Genomic DNA, 17,131 nt, shown 5'->3' on the forward strand with positions numbered 1-17,131 from the left:
AAGAACGTTGCGATTAAAGTTAAACTTTATCTCGCTAGGGCTGCGCATATTACGCTTTCCTATTTTTTTGTCAACACTTAAATTTTAGTTTCTTTTAAAGAATTTCAAAGTTAAGTTTTACTCGACTTACTTACCGTTTGTTCAGCGCTTTTCATTGCTGCCTACTGGGTCAGTGGATGCGCATTATAGGGATTATTTAGAGGTGGTCAATGCTTTATTTCAGTTTTATTAAATTAACTTCATTTTTGTACAAAACACATACAAACAAGTGCTTGCGGGGCTTTTTTGGTATATTAATCAAGCAAACATTGAGATAAAAAAGGCTACCGAGGTAGCCTTATAAATAATACTATTTTTTAGTTGGTCTTTTCCAGCCATCGAGATTGCGTTGTTTACCTCGAGCAACGGCCAATTGTTCATCAGCGACAGTATTAGTAATTACGGAGCCAGCTCCAATGGTTGCCGTCGAACCAATATTTACTGGTGCCACAAGTGATGAATTAGAACCAATGAACGCATTATCGCCAATTATAGTTTTTGCTTTATTCACACCATCGTAGTTACAGGTAATAGTACCAGCACCAATATTAACTTTTTCGCCAATTTCAGCATCACCTAAATAAGAAAGGTGATTTGCTTTAGAACCTTTTCCTAGGCGCGTTTTTTTCATCTCAACAAAGTTACCAATATGAGAGTCCTCTTCCATGATTGCACCTGGGCGTAAACGTGCAAATGGACCAAGTGTGCATTTAGCTGCAACACTTGCCTCTTCAATTAAGGTATTAGCTTTAATAATGACATTATCGCCAATGGTACAATTTTTAAGTACGCAGTTAGGACCAATTTCAACATTATTACCGATTGTCACTTTACCTTCAAAGATAACGTTTACATCAATTAGTACATCTTCACCGGTGGTGACTTCACCACGAACATCAATGCGGGCAGGATCGGCAAGTGTTGCACCATTTAGCATTAGCTCTTCGGCTTGCCATGCTTGATAAGCACGCTCAAGGCCAGCTAGTTGCACACGATTGTTCGCGCCTTCAACTTCCATTGGATGATCAGGCTGTGCTGAACTTATTTCAACACCTTCGCTGTGCGCCATAGCGACAATGTCGGTTAAGTAATATTCACCTTGAGCGTTATTGTTTGAAAGATTGCCTAACCAACTTTTTAGTAATCCACCATTAACAGCCATAATACCGGTATTAACTTCTGTAATAAGCAACTGTTCAGGTGTTGAATCTTTTTGTTCAACAATACCTACTAGCTTGCCATTAACTCGAAGCATACGACCATAGCCATTTGGGTTAACCAAATCCACTGTTAATACAGCTAAGCCATTTTTAGGAGTAGCGGCAAGTAAACGTTCAAGCGTTGATTGTTTTGTTAACGGCACATCACCATATAAAACTAAAACAGTATCGTTATCATTAATATGTTGGTTTGCTTGGGCAACAGCATGACCGGTGCCAAGTTGCTCTTCTTGCAGTACCCAGTTTACGTCGTTATCGGCAAGTTGTTGTTGTAATAATTCGCCGCCATGACCATAAACTAAATTCGTTGAAGTCGCTCCTAATGCATTGGCGTTATCAATGACATGTTGCACCATTGGTTTACCAGCCACTTTATGAAGAACCTTAGGTAGAGCTGAACGCATACGAGTACCTTTACCCGCAGCAAGAATTACTGTAGTCAGAGACATTAAAACAATATCCTTCTTTCTTTGTTTTATTGGAATGAGTAACCATGTGTAAATTCAAAAAGATTACGTAAGTCACATCATGTGCACATACTCAATGGCAATCTAGCAGTAGCCACTGAATCTAAGCTGAAATTACAAATCGCTTTATTATTGTCATATTGTAACGGGGATTGATGAAGGATATAAGTAAAAACATAGGTTATTAACTGTTAATGCAAGTTAAATTAATTTACATCGCCTGTTTCATGTGATGACAACGCAGTCATATATTTAGTTTTTCATTGTATTAAAAATAATAACAGGCACAAAAAAGCCCACATAAAGTGGGCTTTTAAAAAACCAGATTGGCTTACTTTTTACGTAATTGCTGAATAACACGTAGCTGAGCGATTGCTTCAGCTAGCTGTACAGCTGCTTGGCTATAATCTAGCTCCGCAGATGTACCACCTTGTGCCATTTGTTTCTCAGCGTCACGTTTAGCTTGCTCTGCAGCTTGTTCGTCTAGGTCTTCACCACGAACGGCTGTATCTGCAAGTACAGATACAATGTTCGGTTGAACTTCTAGCGTACCACCTGCAATGTAGATGAATTCTTCTTCACCAAATTGCTTAACTAAACGTACCATACCAGGTTTTAGGGCAGTGAGTAGTGGAGCGTGGCCGGCGTTAACACCTAGCTCACCTTCACTACCACTTACTTGAATAGATTCAACAAGACCAGAGAATATTTTACCCTCTGCGCTTACTACATCAAGATGTACAGTCATAGCTGCCATACTACCCTCCTAGTTACATGCTTTTGGCTTTTTCTTGAGCTTCTTCGATAGAGCCAACCATGTAGAACGCTTGCTCTGGCATGTGGTCGAATTCACCACTTAAAATACCTTTAAAGCCAGCAATTGTATCTTTTAGTGATACGTATTTACCAGATGCACCTGTAAACACCTCTGCCACGAAGAATGGCTGAGATAGGAAGCGCTGGATTTTACGTGCACGAGATACTAGTTGCTTATCTTCATCAGAAAGCTCGTCCATACCTAGGATTGCAATGATGTCTTTAAGTTCTTTATAACGCTGAAGAACTGTTTGAACGCCACGTGCTGTATCGTAGTGCTCTTGACCAATTACTAATGGATCAAGTTGACGTGAAGATGAATCAAGTGGATCTACCGCAGGGTAAATACCAAGTGATGCGATATCACGCGAAAGTACTACAGTTGCATCTAAGTGAGCAAAGGTAGTTGCTGGAGATGGATCCGTTAAATCATCCGCCGGTACGTATACCGCTTGGATTGAAGTAATTGAACCAGTCTTAGTAGAAGCGATACGCTCTTGTAATACACCCATTTCTTCAGCAAGTGTAGGCTGGTAACCTACCGCTGATGGCATACGACCAAGTAGTGCAGATACTTCTGTACCAGCAAGTGTATAACGGTAGATGTTATCTACGAAGAAAAGTACATCGCGACCTTCGTCACGGAACTTTTCAGCCATAGTAAGACCTGTTAACGCTACGCGTAAACGGTTACCTGGAGGCTCGTTCATCTGACCGTATACAAGCGATACTTTATCAAGTACGTTTGAATCGTTCATCTCATGGTAGAAATCGTTACCCTCACGTGTACGCTCACCAACACCTGCGAATACTGAGTAGCCGCTGTGCTCGATTGCGATGTTACGGATAAGTTCCATCATGTTTACGGTTTTACCAACACCGGCACCACCGAATAAACCAACTTTACCACCTTTAGCGAACGGACATACAAGGTCGATTACCTTGATACCAGTTTCTAAAAGCTCAACTGAACTTGATTGCTCTTCGTATGAAGGCGCTGCACGGTGAATAGACATACGGTCTTCTTCGCCGATTGGACCAGCTTCATCGATTGGCTCACCAAGTACGTTCATGATACGACCAAGTGTTGCTTTACCAACTGGAACTTGAATCGCTTCACCTGTGTTTGATACAGCAGCACCACGACGTAAACCGTCTGTAGTACCTAGTGCGATAGTACGTACCACACCGCCACCTAGCTGTTGTTGGACTTCTAGAGTCAAACCAGCTAAATCGCCATCTGATACTTTTAGCGCGTCATATACGGCTGGCACGTTGTCTTGTGAAAATTCAATATCCACAACGGCACCGATAATTTGGACGACCTTACCTAAACTCATGTCTATTCCTCTCTTTAATCTTTGCCTGAAGCATTAAACTGCAGCTGAACCAGAACAAATCTCACTAATTTCTTGTGTGATTGCTGCTTGGCGAGCTTTGTTATAAATAAGCTGTAAATCATCCATAAGGTCACCAGCGTTATCAGTTGCAGCTTTCATTGCAACCATACGGGCAGCCTGTTCAGAAGCAGCGTTTTCAACCACACCTTGGTATACTTGAGATTCAATAAAGCGTACTAACAGCGCTTCTAAAATCGCGTCTGGGTTTGGCTCATACAAGTAATCCCACGAGTGGGCAGATACTTCTTTTTCAGCTTTTGGCAAAGGGAGTAACTGATCTATAATTGGCTCTTGCTTCATGGTATTAACGAAGTTGTTATATACCAAGAATAAACGGTCAATCTTCCCTTCAGAAAATGCATCTAGCATGATCTTTACAGGACCAATAATATCCTGAATAGAAGGTTTATCTCCTAAGCCCGCTTTTTTAGCGAGTAGTTGACCACCAAAACGTTGGAAGAAACCAGCAGCTTTACTGCCTAAAGTTGCAAACTCTGCGTCTACACCTTTTTCTTTCCACGCTTTAACATCTAGTGCAACTTGCTTAAACTCATTTGAGTTAAGACCGCCACACAGACCACGGTCTGTAGAGATAACAATATAACCAACTCGTTTTACTTCACGCTCTTCTAAAAAAGGGTGAGTAAAATCAAGATTTGCTTGAGCAACACGACCAATCACTTTACGTAATTTTTCAGCGTATGGACGGCTTGAAGCCACACGTTCTTGCGCCTTTTTCATTTTAGACGCAGCAACCATTTCCATTGCGCTAGTGATCTTTTGAGTATTTTTAATACTACCGATCTTGCTTTTAATCTCTTTTCCGCTGGCCATGACTCTCTCTCCGAATCAAGGTGTGCTTTAGTTACCTAAAGCGCACCATTAATAACTAAATTACCAAGTTTGCGTAGACTTGAACTTCGTTAGAAGGTCTTTAAGCTGCGCTTCGATCTCGGCGTTGTAGTTACCAGTTTCATTGATTTGAGCCATAAGCTCTGCGTATGTGCTATTTGCATAAGAAAGTAAAGCCGCTTCAAAATCCATGATCTTAACGATCTCGATATCTTGAAGGAAACCTTTCTCAGCTGCAAATAACGACAAAGACATTTCAGCAACAGACATTGGTGCGTACTGTTTCTGCTTCATTAACTCTGTTACACGCTCACCATGCTCAAGTTGAGCACGTGTTGCATCATCAAGGTCAGACGCGAACTGCGAGAACGCAGCTAATTCACGGTACTGAGCTAGGGCTAGACGAATACCGCCACCTAGTTTCTTAACGATTTTAGTTTGTGCAGCACCACCAACACGCGATACCGAGATACCAGCATTTACTGCCGGACGGATACCTGAGTTGAATAAGTCAGTTTCTAAGAAGATCTGACCATCGGTGATAGAGATAACGTTAGTCGGTACGAACGCAGAAACGTCGCCGCCTTGAGTTTCAATGATTGGCAATGCCGTCAATGAACCAGTTTGACCTTTCACTTCACCATTGGTGAACTTTTCAACGTAATCAGCGTTTACACGCGATGCACGCTCAAGAAGACGAGAGTGAAGATAAAATACGTCACCTGGGTATGCTTCACGACCTGGTGGACGCTTAAGTAGCAATGAAATTTGACGGTAAGCAACTGCTTGCTTAGACAAATCATCATATACGATTAATGCGTTTTCACCACGGTCACGGAAGTATTCACCCATAGTACAGCCCGCGAACGGCGCTAAGTACTGAAGTGCCGCTGATTCAGAGGCAGATGCAACAACTACGATAGTATTTGCTAGTGCACCGTGCTCTTCTAATTTACGTACTACGTTAGCAATAGTAGATGCTTTTTGACCAATCGCTACATACACACACTTAACGCCTGTGTCTTTTTGATTGATGATTGCATCGATTGCTAGTGCAGTTTTACCTGTTTGGCGGTCACCGATCACAAGTTCACGTTGACCACGACCAACTGGAATCATCGCATCAATAGATTTATAACCAGTTTGCACTGGCTCATCTACAGATTTACGCTCGATTACACCTGGTGCAATTTTTTCTACAGGTTCAAACCCGTCGTTATCTAAAGCGCCTTTACCATCGATAGGTGCACCTAGTGTGTTTACAACACGACCAAGTAAACCAGCACCAACAGGAACTTCTAGGATACGACCAGTTGTGTATACTTTTACGCCTTCAGTAAGATCCGCGTACGGACCCATTACTACTGCACCAATTGAGTCGCGCTCAAGGTTTAGTGCGATAGCATAACGGTTGCCTGGAAGCTCAATCATCTCACCTTGCATACAGTCAGCTAGACCGTGGATGCGGATGATACCGTCAGTAACAGATACGATAGTACCTTCGTTACGAGCTTCACTTACAACTTCGAACTTCTCAATACGTTGTTTGATCAGATCTGAAATTTCAGTGGAATTAAGTTGCATGCTCTTTTTCCCAATTACGATTGTAGTGTTGTGGCTAAGCGGTTTAATTTACCGCGAACTGAGCCGTCGATTACAGTGTCACCAGCCTTAATGATAAGACCACCAACCACTGCAGCGTCTTCACTACAATTCAGCTTAACTTTGCGTGCGAAACGTTTTTCAAGTGCCGCTACCAATGTCTCTTGCTGCGCTGCAACAAGAGGGGTTGCCGAAATCACATCTACTTCGATTTCTTTTTCGTACTCTGCTTTAAAATTAGCAAATAACTTAGCAACCGCTGGTAAAGCGACTAAACGTCCATTTTCAGCCATCACCTTCACTAGGTTCTGACCTTGTTCGTTGAGCTGCTCTGCACAAATTTTAATAAATAACTCAGCTTGTGCAGTAGCATTAGGCAACCCAGCTAAAATAGCAGATGCTTGTTCATCACTGGCAACGTGGCCAGCAAAAAACAGCATCTCATTCCAACTGTCAATAGTGCCTTTTTCAACGGCAAGTTCAAAAGCCGCTTTAGCGTATGGGCGAGCGATAGTAGTCAATTCAGACATGCTCATACCCTCCTAGTTACAGCTCAGCGACAAGTTTTTCAACGATGTCACTATGTGTGGCTTGATTGATTTCGCGCTCTAAAATTCGTTCTGCGCCAACCACTGCAAGAGTAGCTACTTGCTTACGTAGCTCTTCTGTTACACGGTTACGCTCAGATTCAATTTCAGAATGCCCTTGAGCAATAATTTTTTCACGCTCTTGCTGACCACGAACTGTTTCTTCGTCAACAATTAGCACTGCACGCTTTTTAGCTTGTTCAATGATATCTGCCGCTTGAACTTTTGCATCTTTAAGCTGTTCTGCAGCTTTCTTTTGCGCTAGTTCTAAGTCTTTTTCGGCTCTATCAGAGGCAGCTAAACCATCTTCGATTTTTTTCTGGCGAGCTTCAATTGCACCGTTTAGTGGTGGCCATACGTATTTCATACAAAATAATACGAACACCGTAAATGCAATTAATTCACCGATAAGAGTGGCGTTTAAGTTCACAACCGCTCCTCCTTAAATAGTAAGCTGTTCAAAAAATAAAATTAAAGTACGAACAACAATACCATCGCGATACCAACACCAATCATTGCTACAGCATCGATTAGACCAGCTAGGATGAACATCTTAACTTGTAGTGAAGGTGCAAGCTCAGGTTGACGCGCACATGCTTCAAGGAATTTACCACCCATGTTACCAAAACCGATCGCTGTGCCGATTGCACCAAAGCCGATAAGTAAAGCTACTGCGATGTACTTAAGACCTAATACTAGTTCCATTTTTTTCTCCAAAGTTTCAATTGTAAATTAAAGTTAAAAGTAAAATTGTAAATATAAAAATTAATGATTATCCGAGCTTGCCATGCTTAGGTATACAACTGTCAGCATCATAAATACGAATGCTTGTAGTACGATTACCAAGATATGGAATACAGCCCAAATAAAGTGCAGTGGTAACTGCATTAAACCTACCGCGCCGATCAAGATGAAAATCAACTCACCAGCGTATAAATTACCGAATAAACGTAGCGCTAACGAGAAAGGCTTAGCAACTAATGCTATTAATTCAAGTAACAGGTTAAATGGAATCAAAAGAATTTGAACCAATGTGTTATTTGAACTAAATGGGTGAAGCGTAAGCTCTTTAACAAAGCCAAGCACACCTTTAATTTTGATTGAGTAACCGATCATCAATAAAAATACACCAATCGCAAGCGCAGCGGTTAAGTTGATATCAGTAGTAGGTACAATTTTCATGTACACGTCGTGTGAATCCATACCGAAGGCAGTTTCACCAACTAAACCAGCAAATGCAGGTAAGAAATCAACCGGTATTAAATCCATTAAGTTCATCAAGAACACCCAAACAAAAATTGTTAGGGCTAGAGGTGCTATTAGTTTGCTTTTACCATGGAAGGTATCGCGTACATTATCACCAACGAACTCAACGATCATTTCAATAAAGCACTGAAACTTACCAGGTACACCCAGTGTTGATTTTTTAGCGGCACTACGGAAGATCCATAAAAATAAAAGACCTAAACCGATAGACCATGCGAGGGTATCCACATGCCATGTCCAGAATCCACTGTCCGCACATGCTTTATTGAAGGCAAGACCGGTATCGGTCGAGCACATCTTCGCATTGGTCAAGTGGTGCTGAATATGGCTAGATAGAGTAACTTCTTCTGCAGCCATGTTATATCCCAAAAGTTAATGTTTAAAAAAAACGGGTGCAAACAATCCAGTAAATAACGCCAGTACATAACTACTAAAGAAAGGTAACAAAATTACCGGGAAATGCTTTAGCACTAGCGCAAACAATATGATTGTAAGCATAAATTTTAATCCGTTACCGCGCTTTAACGAGGTATACGCTTGATTTGCTCGGCTTGCACCCATATAACGAAATGCATAAACGGCAAATACACAGTGAGGAAGTACGGCTACAACGCCTCCAGCTAATGCTGAGAGACCGGCACTTACTCCCCAACCTAAAAAAACAATTATGGCAGCTACTAAGGCTACACTACCTTGCAAACAGATTAATTTAAATGCAGCCAATTGATAAGGTGCTGCTAACTTATTATTCACGTTTAGTTAACCTTACTGGCATTCTATTTGTCATGGCATGAAAACTGGCGAAATTATACTTAATCCTGCCAGTTTTGCAACTTGAGTCGGTGCTTTGTGGTGCAAAATCGCTATAAATGTCTCGTTTTAGACATGATATTAATTAATGCTGGGAATAGTCTTGGTTTATACGGTTTAAAATCCCGTCCAATTCATCTAAGTTAGTGTAGGAAATAACCAAATTTCCTTTACCTTTTTTGTTGTAATTAATTTCGACTTTCGCGCCTAAATTATCAGCCAGTTGTTGCTCTAACTGCTTGACATCAGGATCTTTTTCTGCAGTCTCTTTTTTTGGTACAGGCTCTAGAATCGACCGTACTAACTTTTCAGTTTCTCGTACGGTTAATGCCTTTGCGACAGCAAGACGTGCAGCATCTGATTGCGCCTCGCCTTCAAGAGCTAATAAACAACGTGCATGGCCCATTTCAATATCGCCATGTTCTAACAAAATTTTAACATCGTCATTTAAATTATTCAGACGCAATAAATTTGTTACAGTAGTACGTGATTTACCCACCGCATCCGCGACTTGTTGATGTGTTAATTCAAATTCAGTTAATAAACGATTTAACGCAACCGCTTCTTCCATCGCATTTAAATCTTCACGTTGTATATTCTCAATCAACGCAATAGCAACAGCAGCTTCATCAGCAACATTTTTTATGATGCAAGGAACAGTATCAAGCTTAGCTAGTTGAGCTGCTCGCCAACGACGTTCACCTGCGATAATTTCATAACTTTTTTCACCTATAGGGCGAACAACAATTGGTTGAATAATGCCTTGTGAACGAATAGAACTGGCAAGTTCTTCAAGGGCTTCTTCAGACATGTCTTTACGTGGCTGATATTTACCCGATTGAAGAAATTCAATCGGTAACTTTTGTAGTTCACTTGTATTATCTAATTGCGTTTCTTCTACCTGCAAAATATGTGTGCTATCCGCTTGCACTTGCATTGCACTAGGTGCTGGTTTTGATGAGCTTAATAATGCATCAAGCCCTCGGCCTAAACCGCGTTTTTTTGCAGACATGTTATTTTTACCTCAAATTTAGGCGACGATTGGGGATGTTTTTTCTTTTCTGCGCAACATTTCACCAGCAAGTGCTAAATACGCTTTTGCGCCACTTGATGTCCGGTCATAGTACATTGCTGGCGCACCAAAACTAGGTGCCTCAGCTAGACGAACATTTCGCGGGATCACAGTGCGGTACACTTTATCACCAAAATGTTGCTTTAGTTGTTCTGATACATCATTAGCCAAACGATTACGCGGATCGTACATAGTACGTAAAATCCCTTCAATTTGTAATTTAGGGTTAACCAGTTTAGCGAGTTGGGTAATTGTGTCCATCAATGCAGTTAAGCCTTCAAGCGCATAATACTCACATTGCATAGGCACTAAAATTGAGTCTGCGGCCGCCATTGCATTAACAGTCAACATATTCAGTGATGGTGGACAATCAATAAAAATAAATTCATATTGATCTGATATTTTTTCAAGCGCATTACGAAGTCGAACTTCGCGAGCAAAAAGCTCCATTAATTTAACTTCGGCGGCGGTAACATCACCATTGGCGGCAATTAAATGATATTCACCTGATGTTTCTTTAGTAACCACTTCTTCAATCGGTTTATCTTCGATTAAAAGATCATAAATTGTTGCTACATCGCTGTATTTATCTACACCGCTGCCCATTGTCGCATTGCCTTGCGGATCCAGATCAATAAGCAGCACTTTACGTTTTGTTGCTGCCATTGATGCTGCGAGATTTACCGCTGTGGTGGTTTTACCCACACCACCTTTTTGGTTTGCTATTGCAATGACTTTTGCCACAGTGTTTCTGATCCCTAGTCTTTAGATAGAATAATTAAATGCCTTTGAGCATCTAACTTTGGTACTTCCAAGGCTATTTTTTCTTCGAACTTAATACCTTTAGGTAAAGATTCTAGCTCGTCACTTGGAAATACGCCTTTTAAGGCTATAAATTTACCTGAATGATCAATTAAGTGCGAACACCAGTCAACCATATCTTGTAAAGATGCAAAAGCTCGGCTTAATACACCATCTAATTTAACACTTGGTTGATAATCTTCAACTCTAGACTGCACAGGGGTCACATTATCAAGTCCAAGCTCATGCTTTACCTGCATTAAAAAACGCACTCGCTTGCCTAAACTATCCAATAAAGTAAATTGAGTATTAGGTAATGCAATAGCCAATACGATACCCGGAAGGCCAGGACCCGTACCCACATCAATATAATGATGACCGGGTAGGTGAGGTGCAACAACTAAACTATCCATAATATGCTTAATCATCATATCCTCAGGTAAACGCACTGAGGTTAAATTATAAGCTTTGTTCCATTTATTGAGTAACTCAACATACTGAACCAATTGTTGCTGTTGTTTTTCGGTTAGCGCAATATCAGTTTGCGCTAACAAAGTAGTTAATTGTTGCTGTAACACAGTATTCCTTAATAGCTACGCAATTTTACGTAGTAGGCCTTGCTTCTTCAGATAAACTAATAATAGCGAAATCGCTGCTGGCGTGATACCTGAAATACGCGATGCTTGACCGATTGTATCTGGACGCGCCTCGGTTAATTTAGCAACCACTTCATTTGATAAACCCGAAACTGTCGAGTAATCATAATCTTTAGGCAAAATAGTTAACTCATGACGAAGTTGCTTATTGATCTCATCTTGTTGACGAGCAATATACCCTGCGTACTTAGTATGGATCTCAACTTGCTCTAATGCAGTTGCGTGATCAAATTCAGATCCCAACCCTTCGATCGCCATTAGATCGTTATAGCGGATCTCAGGTCGGCGTAATAATTCTTCTAAACTTGCTTCTCGAGTTAATGGTGTTTTTAGTAACCCATTAACTTGATCAATAGCTACGTGATCTTTATGGATCCACGTTTCTTTGATCCGTTGAGATTCTTTTGCAATGATATCCATTTTTTCATTAAATGCTTGCCAACGATCATCGTTAACTAAACCAAGTTCACGACCTTTTGCAGTTAAGCGAATATCCGCATTATCTTCACGTAATAATAAACGGTATTCAGCACGACTCGTAAACATACGGTACGGCTCTTTAGTACCTAACGTGGTTAAATCGTCGATTAATACACCTACATAGGCTTCATCACGGCGCGGTGTCCAAGGTTCTTTTCCTTGTACTTGTAATGCAGCATTCATACCTGCAATTAAGCCTTGAGCGCCAGCTTCTTCATAACCTGTTGTACCATTGATTTGTCCAGCAAAGAACAAACCATCAATAAATTTAGTTTCTAATGATTTCTTTAAATCACGTGGATCAAAGTAATCATATTCTATAGCGTAGCCAGGACGACAAATATGGGCATTTTCAAAACCAGTGATTGATTGCACTATTTCTAACTGCACATCAAAAGGTAGACTTGTTGAAATACCATTAGGGTAAAGCTCATAAGAGGTTAGGCCTTCAGGCTCTACAAATATTTGATGCTTGTCTTTGTCAGCAAAACGTACAATTTTATCTTCAATAGAAGGGCAATAACGTGGGCCTATCCCTTCAATAACACCAGAGTACATTGGAGAGCGGTGTAGGTTATTACGGATCACTTCATGGGTTTTTTCATTTGTATATGTAATATAACACGCTATTTGTTGTGGATGATCTGACTCATTACCCATAAATGAAAATACAGGCGTAGCAGTATCTCCCGGCTGCGCTTCCATTTTACTAAAATCAACAGTCCGGGCATCAATACGTGGAGGTGTGCCTGTTTTTAAACGATCAACACGAAATGGTAATTCACGTAAACGATTTGCTAATGCAATAGAAGGTGGATCACCAGCACGGCCACCTTTAAAGTTTTCTAAGCCAATATGGATTTGGCCACCCAAAAAAGTACCAACGGTTAATACAACTGAAGGTGCACTGAAGCGTAAACCCATTTGGGTAACAACACCGATTACTTGATTATTTTCAACCACAAGATCATCACATGATTGTTGGAAGATTTTTAAGTTATCTTGTTTTTGTAAAATGTCTTGAATTGCTGCTTTGTAAAGTGCGCGATCTGCTTGTGCACGAGTTGCACGAACTGCTGGGCCTTTTGAAGAATTTAGAGTACGAAACTGGATCCCGCCTTTATCGATGGCTTGTGCCATTGCACCACCTAGCGCGTCTATTTCTTTTACTAAGTGGCCTTTACCAATACCGCCAATTGCTGGGTTGCATGACATTTGACCAAGGGTATCCATGTTGTGAGTCAGCAGTAGGGTATTCATACCCATTCGAGCAGCAGCTAATGCGGCTTCAGTACCTGCATGGCCACCACCAACAACGATAACATCAAAACTTTCGTGAAAAATCATTTAGGGATCCTACTTAAATCAACCAGCAAACTTCCAAGGGGAGCGTATTCTACCTATAAATTTACAGAAGATAAATGATTAAACTGTGCTCAAGATCTAAGTAAGTGATCTCTAATAATATAAAGGATCTTTTAAAGAGATCTTTTATTACTATTACTACTACTGATCGCTATTTCTGTTGATAAGGTCTAGTTTATAATTAAAAACATAAAGTTAGATCGGATCTAAAGGTGTTTATATGATCGGATCAAGCTCCGTATAAGCTCTGATCAAAAAGGCACTTTATGCACAGGGGGTGATCGAATAGATCTTATCCCATGGATAACATACCTTTAAAACGCAGTTAGATCATAGCTTATCCACAATCCGATCTAAATTCTCAGTAAATTGTGGGTAACTTTATATTTATGATCATTATTAAGATCGGCTATTTAGCAATACCGCATTTATCGATCCAGCTTGGTAACCAAGCCAAAGCAGTATCTTCTGGTAATTCTTCATCAAGGATATTGAGCTCTAGGCGTTCTGCAACACAGTTAGCACCTTTACTGAGTAAAAGCTGCTCTAAATTACGTCCCGCAAGGTTGTAAGTGTCATAACTTGTATCGCCTAAACCAATAACACTAAACTTTAAGCCTTTTAAATCAGCTGCTTGATTTACATTATCAATGAAAGCTAGCAGGTTTTCAGGGTAGTCACCTGCGCCATAAGTTGAAGTGCAAAGTAACCAGATCGTGTTTTCTTTATTTATACTAGAAAAGTTAGGTTGATCATGAACTTCAGTATCGATCCCTTGGCTTATTAATTGCTCTGCAAGTTGTTCGCCCACGTACTCTGCAGATCCCATCTGACTGCCAATAATGATATTAACTGAATCCATAACTTTTGATGATCGCCTACTTATTAAGATACCGTTTATGATAACTGAGTTTACTCATCAGTAAAGTACAGAATGGATCTTTGTATAAGTATTTTTGCTACTTTTTTATTCCAATATCATTTTATTAATTTAAGTTTTTGTTTTTAATGAATATAATAACTTATTCCAAATTGTAATCATCTGATCAAGTTGTTGATAAATAGTGGGAAAGCTATGGTTGAATGCATAGGTTAATTCATCGTTTGTAGCTAAGTTATTGATCATAAAATTTTATACAGTGTGTTCTGCGATTATAAAAATGATTTAACACAGGAGATCTGATTGTGGATAGATCTCCTGTTGATAACGATCGTTTAGGGTTAATAAATATTTATAATTTTTCGATCTTTATCGGTTAGGTAGATTTATTTCTATAAATTTTTATAAAAAGCAGTAAAAAAGGGTTGGAAATTAGATGATCCTGCAAATTATTTCCAAGGGATCGTTATATTTCTAGCGATTAATTTGGAGAAATGTCCAAAAAAATAGTGATTGTGGATAACTTATAAATTTAAAATCTAAATTTTGAATAATTGAGAAGTGATATTGATGACAGTTTTTAAATATTTGCCTATTACTACAGTAAATCTTCACGGATAACCGTTAGGTTTATGAGTGAGGGAAGGGGATTTTTAAATCGATTACTGTGGTTAAGTAGGATTTAATAGATAAAAGTAGGCTTAATTAAAGTGCTTTTTTTGACATAAATTTGTGATCAATACCTGTTTTATTGATAAGGAATAGTTATTTTTCCAAGCCAGCCACCAGCATTTATTGATTAATATAAGGGGGTTTTAACAATACTAAAGGGCTTTTGTCATTACGCAATGATCATATGCTGAGCTAAATATATAGATTACAGTGACTGCAATGTTTAATTTATGGCTTGCCTGCATCAATCCATTGGTCTATTAGCACATCACCAAAAGGCTATTACAGAATGCCATGCTCGAGAAATGATTGACTCTAATAAAGGTGGTAGAGCAATGCAGGAGCAATTGCCGAGAGCAACTACATGTCAAAGTTTCTGCCTGTTATCACTGCATTTATCTTTCGCTATAAATGGTCATTAACTTAACACGATTGGTATAGTGACGTGATATTGATTTTTTACCGCATTAATAGGGAAGTTAATTGGTTTATAGACGAAGAAAAGTAACATTGTTTGGTATTGTATTATCCGCGAACCTCAGCTGAAATAAGTAATAAAATGGCGTTGGTTAGTATAATAGTGATGCCTAAATCGCTTTTAACTCCAACGACGCTCGCATCTTGAGGTGGCTTGGGTATATGACTGATGGAATCAAAAACTGAACGTAAATAGAGTGAAAATACACTCCATTTACGTTTATTAGGCTTTTACTTACCGATACAAAATGAGCTAAATATCTTTCCAAGTAAGTCGTCAGAGGTAAACTCTCCGGTGATCTCGTTTAAATAATTTTGTGTTAAACGTAGTTCTTCAGCGAGTATTTCTCCGGCTATGTGCATTTCTAATTGATCTTTACCTACGTGCAAATGATGTGCCGCGCTTTCTAAAGCATCTAAATGACGACGGCGTGCCATAAAACCACCTTCTGTTGCGCCTTGAAAGCCTATACATGCCTTTAAGTGAGTACGAACTAACCCTATACCATCAGCATTTTTAGCGCTTAAGCTGATCACTGGATATTGTTGTTCTTCTGCCATACCAACCGTATCGCCAGATAAATCGGCTTTATTTCTGATCACTGTAACGCCCATGCCCTCAGGAAGCTTAGCCATAAATTCAGGCCAAATAGTATGCGGGTCGGTGTCTTTCGTATCAGTGCCATCAAGCATAAACAACACGCGATCGGCTTGTTTTATTTCATCCCATGCGCGCTCAATACCTATTTTCTCAACTTTATCAGGGCTTTCGCGCAGGCCTGCTGTATCAATAATATGCAGCGGCATGCCATCAATATGGATATGTTCACGTAGTACATCACGGGTGGTGCCTGCTATCTCAGTTACGATGGCGGCTTCACGTCCAGCAAGGGCATTGAGCAAGCTAGATTTCCCCGCATTAGGGCGACCAGCAATAACGACACGCATACCTTCTCGCATGATACTGCCCTGCTTGGCTTGATTAGTGACGTTATTTAACTGTTCAATAATGCCGTTTAAATCACCAGAGACTTTACCATCAGATAAAAAATCGATTTCTTCATCTGGAAAGTCAATGGCAGCTTCTACGTACATACGCAAATGAATGACTTTTTCTACCAAAGTGTCGATACGCTTAGAAAACTCACCTTGTAGCGAGTGCAGGGCGCTTTTAGCGGCTTGTTCGCTGGTGGCATTGATTAAGTCGGCGATGGCTTCTGCTTGAGTTAAATCCATTTTATCGTTCATAAATGCACGTTCAGAAAACTCACCAGGCTTGGCTAATCGCACACCTTCTATTTGGCTTATCTCTTTTAGTAGCATATCAAGCACAACAGGGCCGCCGTGGCCTTGTAGTTCAAGTACGTCTTCGCCTGTGAATGAGTTAGGGCCCGCAAAGTAAATTGCAATTCCCTGATCAAGTTGTTCGCCAGCAAGGTTTTTAAAGGGTACATAATCGGCATAACGTACCTTAGGACAACGACCAATGATTTTTTCAGCAACGGTTTTTACTAAACTGCCAGAAACGCGAATAATACCTACGCCACCTCTTCCGGGGGCGGTCGCCTGTGCTGCAATAGTGTCTTGATTGATCATGCTAATAATTTGCCAATTTTATGAATAACGATATGTGCGTATTGTAACCTATGGCTTTATAGCATGCGAATAG

16 protein-coding genes are annotated in these 17,131 nt (G+C 40.1%); all 16 read right to left on the reverse strand.

The features are described 5' to 3' along the window. Positions 1-349: 349 nt before the first annotated feature. A complete protein-coding gene (gene glmU, locus HJP15_RS19195; RefSeq protein ID WP_054206611.1) occupies positions 350-1,708 on the reverse strand; it encodes a bifunctional UDP-N-acetylglucosamine diphosphorylase/glucosamine-1-phosphate N-acetyltransferase GlmU in 1,359 nt (452 codons plus the stop codon). A 349-nt stretch (positions 1,709-2,057) separates the two neighbouring features. Beyond that, positions 2,058-2,483, reverse strand: a complete 426-nt coding sequence (locus tag HJP15_RS19200; protein WP_054206610.1) for a F0F1 ATP synthase subunit epsilon — start codon at positions 2,481-2,483, stop codon at positions 2,058-2,060. A gap of 13 nt (positions 2,484-2,496) precedes the next feature. After that, a complete protein-coding gene (atpD, locus tag HJP15_RS19205) occupies positions 2,497-3,882 on the reverse strand; it encodes a F0F1 ATP synthase subunit beta (protein WP_054206609.1) in 1,386 nt (461 codons plus the stop codon). Between the two features lie 33 nt (positions 3,883-3,915). Further along, positions 3,916-4,776 (reverse strand): F0F1 ATP synthase subunit gamma, encoded by an 861-nt coding sequence (gene atpG, locus HJP15_RS19210; RefSeq protein WP_054206608.1) that lies wholly within the window; start codon positions 4,774-4,776, stop codon positions 3,916-3,918. A gap of 60 nt (positions 4,777-4,836) precedes the next feature. Then, positions 4,837-6,378 (reverse strand): F0F1 ATP synthase subunit alpha, encoded by a 1,542-nt coding sequence (gene atpA / locus HJP15_RS19215; protein ID WP_054206607.1) that lies wholly within the window; start codon positions 6,376-6,378, stop codon positions 4,837-4,839. Between the two features lie 14 nt (positions 6,379-6,392). Continuing rightward, positions 6,393-6,926: a F0F1 ATP synthase subunit delta gene (atpH, locus tag HJP15_RS19220; protein ID WP_054206606.1), complete on the reverse strand. Its 534-nt coding sequence runs from the start codon at positions 6,924-6,926 to the stop codon at positions 6,393-6,395. A gap of 16 nt (positions 6,927-6,942) precedes the next feature. Next, on the reverse strand, positions 6,943-7,413 hold the full coding sequence (gene atpF / locus HJP15_RS19225) for a F0F1 ATP synthase subunit B (protein WP_054206605.1): 471 nt from the start codon (positions 7,411-7,413) through the stop codon (positions 6,943-6,945). A gap of 41 nt (positions 7,414-7,454) precedes the next feature. Further along, positions 7,455-7,688 (reverse strand): F0F1 ATP synthase subunit C, encoded by a 234-nt coding sequence (gene atpE / locus HJP15_RS19230; RefSeq protein ID WP_004335261.1) that lies wholly within the window; start codon positions 7,686-7,688, stop codon positions 7,455-7,457. A 60-nt stretch (positions 7,689-7,748) separates the two neighbouring features. Then, entirely contained in the window at positions 7,749-8,606 is an 858-nt protein-coding gene (gene atpB / locus HJP15_RS19235; RefSeq protein WP_054455846.1) for a F0F1 ATP synthase subunit A, read from the reverse strand. A gap of 15 nt (positions 8,607-8,621) precedes the next feature. Next, on the reverse strand, positions 8,622-9,002 hold the full coding sequence (locus tag HJP15_RS19240) for an ATP synthase subunit I (RefSeq protein ID WP_054206602.1): 381 nt from the start codon (positions 9,000-9,002) through the stop codon (positions 8,622-8,624). Between the two features lie 142 nt (positions 9,003-9,144). After that, positions 9,145-10,071 (reverse strand): ParB/RepB/Spo0J family partition protein, encoded by a 927-nt coding sequence (locus tag HJP15_RS19245; protein ID WP_054206601.1) that lies wholly within the window; start codon positions 10,069-10,071, stop codon positions 9,145-9,147. A gap of 18 nt (positions 10,072-10,089) precedes the next feature. Further along, positions 10,090-10,875 (reverse strand): ParA family protein, encoded by a 786-nt coding sequence (locus tag HJP15_RS19250; RefSeq protein WP_054206600.1) that lies wholly within the window; start codon positions 10,873-10,875, stop codon positions 10,090-10,092. A 14-nt stretch (positions 10,876-10,889) separates the two neighbouring features. Beyond that, positions 10,890-11,510: a 16S rRNA (guanine(527)-N(7))-methyltransferase RsmG gene (rsmG, locus tag HJP15_RS19255; protein WP_054206599.1), complete on the reverse strand. Its 621-nt coding sequence runs from the start codon at positions 11,508-11,510 to the stop codon at positions 10,890-10,892. Between the two features lie 15 nt (positions 11,511-11,525). Next, a complete protein-coding gene (gene mnmG, locus HJP15_RS19260; protein WP_054206598.1) occupies positions 11,526-13,415 on the reverse strand; it encodes a tRNA uridine-5-carboxymethylaminomethyl(34) synthesis enzyme MnmG in 1,890 nt (629 codons plus the stop codon). A 427-nt stretch (positions 13,416-13,842) separates the two neighbouring features. Beyond that, on the reverse strand, positions 13,843-14,295 hold the full coding sequence (locus HJP15_RS19265) for a flavodoxin domain-containing protein (protein WP_054455842.1): 453 nt from the start codon (positions 14,293-14,295) through the stop codon (positions 13,843-13,845). A 1,398-nt stretch (positions 14,296-15,693) separates the two neighbouring features. Further along, a complete protein-coding gene (mnmE, locus tag HJP15_RS19270) occupies positions 15,694-17,058 on the reverse strand; it encodes a tRNA uridine-5-carboxymethylaminomethyl(34) synthesis GTPase MnmE (protein WP_170174395.1) in 1,365 nt (454 codons plus the stop codon). Between the last annotated feature and the right edge of the window lie 73 nt (positions 17,059-17,131).

The sequence above is a fragment of the Pseudoalteromonas sp. NEC-BIFX-2020_002 genome, assembly GCF_013002825.1.
In the GTDB taxonomy this organism is placed as follows: Bacteria; Pseudomonadota; Gammaproteobacteria; order Enterobacterales; family Alteromonadaceae; genus Pseudoalteromonas; species Pseudoalteromonas neustonica.

Excerpts from the sequence above, each read along its gene's own strand:
- HJP15_RS19265 (WP_054455842.1), bottom strand. The coding sequence starts at position 14,295 with ATGGATTCAGTTAATATCATTATTGGCAGTCAGATGGGATCTGCAGAG.
- atpA (WP_054206607.1), bottom strand. The coding sequence starts at position 6,378 with ATGCAACTTAATTCCACTGAAATTTCAGATCTGATCAAACAACGTATT.
- mnmE (WP_170174395.1), bottom strand. The coding sequence starts at position 17,058 with ATGATCAATCAAGACACTATTGCAGCACAGGCGACCGCCCCCGGAAGA.
- mnmG (WP_054206598.1), bottom strand. The coding sequence starts at position 13,415 with ATGATTTTTCACGAAAGTTTTGATGTTATCGTTGTTGGTGGTGGCCAT.
- glmU (WP_054206611.1), bottom strand. The coding sequence starts at position 1,708 with ATGTCTCTGACTACAGTAATTCTTGCTGCGGGTAAAGGTACTCGTATG.
- atpG (WP_054206608.1), bottom strand. The coding sequence starts at position 4,776 with ATGGCCAGCGGAAAAGAGATTAAAAGCAAGATCGGTAGTATTAAAAAT.
- HJP15_RS19245 (WP_054206601.1), bottom strand. The coding sequence starts at position 10,071 with ATGTCTGCAAAAAAACGCGGTTTAGGCCGAGGGCTTGATGCATTATTA.
- atpE (WP_004335261.1), bottom strand. The coding sequence starts at position 7,688 with ATGGAACTAGTATTAGGTCTTAAGTACATCGCAGTAGCTTTACTTATC.
- HJP15_RS19200 (WP_054206610.1), bottom strand. The coding sequence starts at position 2,483 with ATGGCAGCTATGACTGTACATCTTGATGTAGTAAGCGCAGAGGGTAAA.
- atpH (WP_054206606.1), bottom strand. The coding sequence starts at position 6,926 with ATGTCTGAATTGACTACTATCGCTCGCCCATACGCTAAAGCGGCTTTT.
- atpB (WP_054455846.1), bottom strand. The coding sequence starts at position 8,606 with ATGGCTGCAGAAGAAGTTACTCTATCTAGCCATATTCAGCACCACTTG.
- atpD (WP_054206609.1), bottom strand. The coding sequence starts at position 3,882 with ATGAGTTTAGGTAAGGTCGTCCAAATTATCGGTGCCGTTGTGGATATT.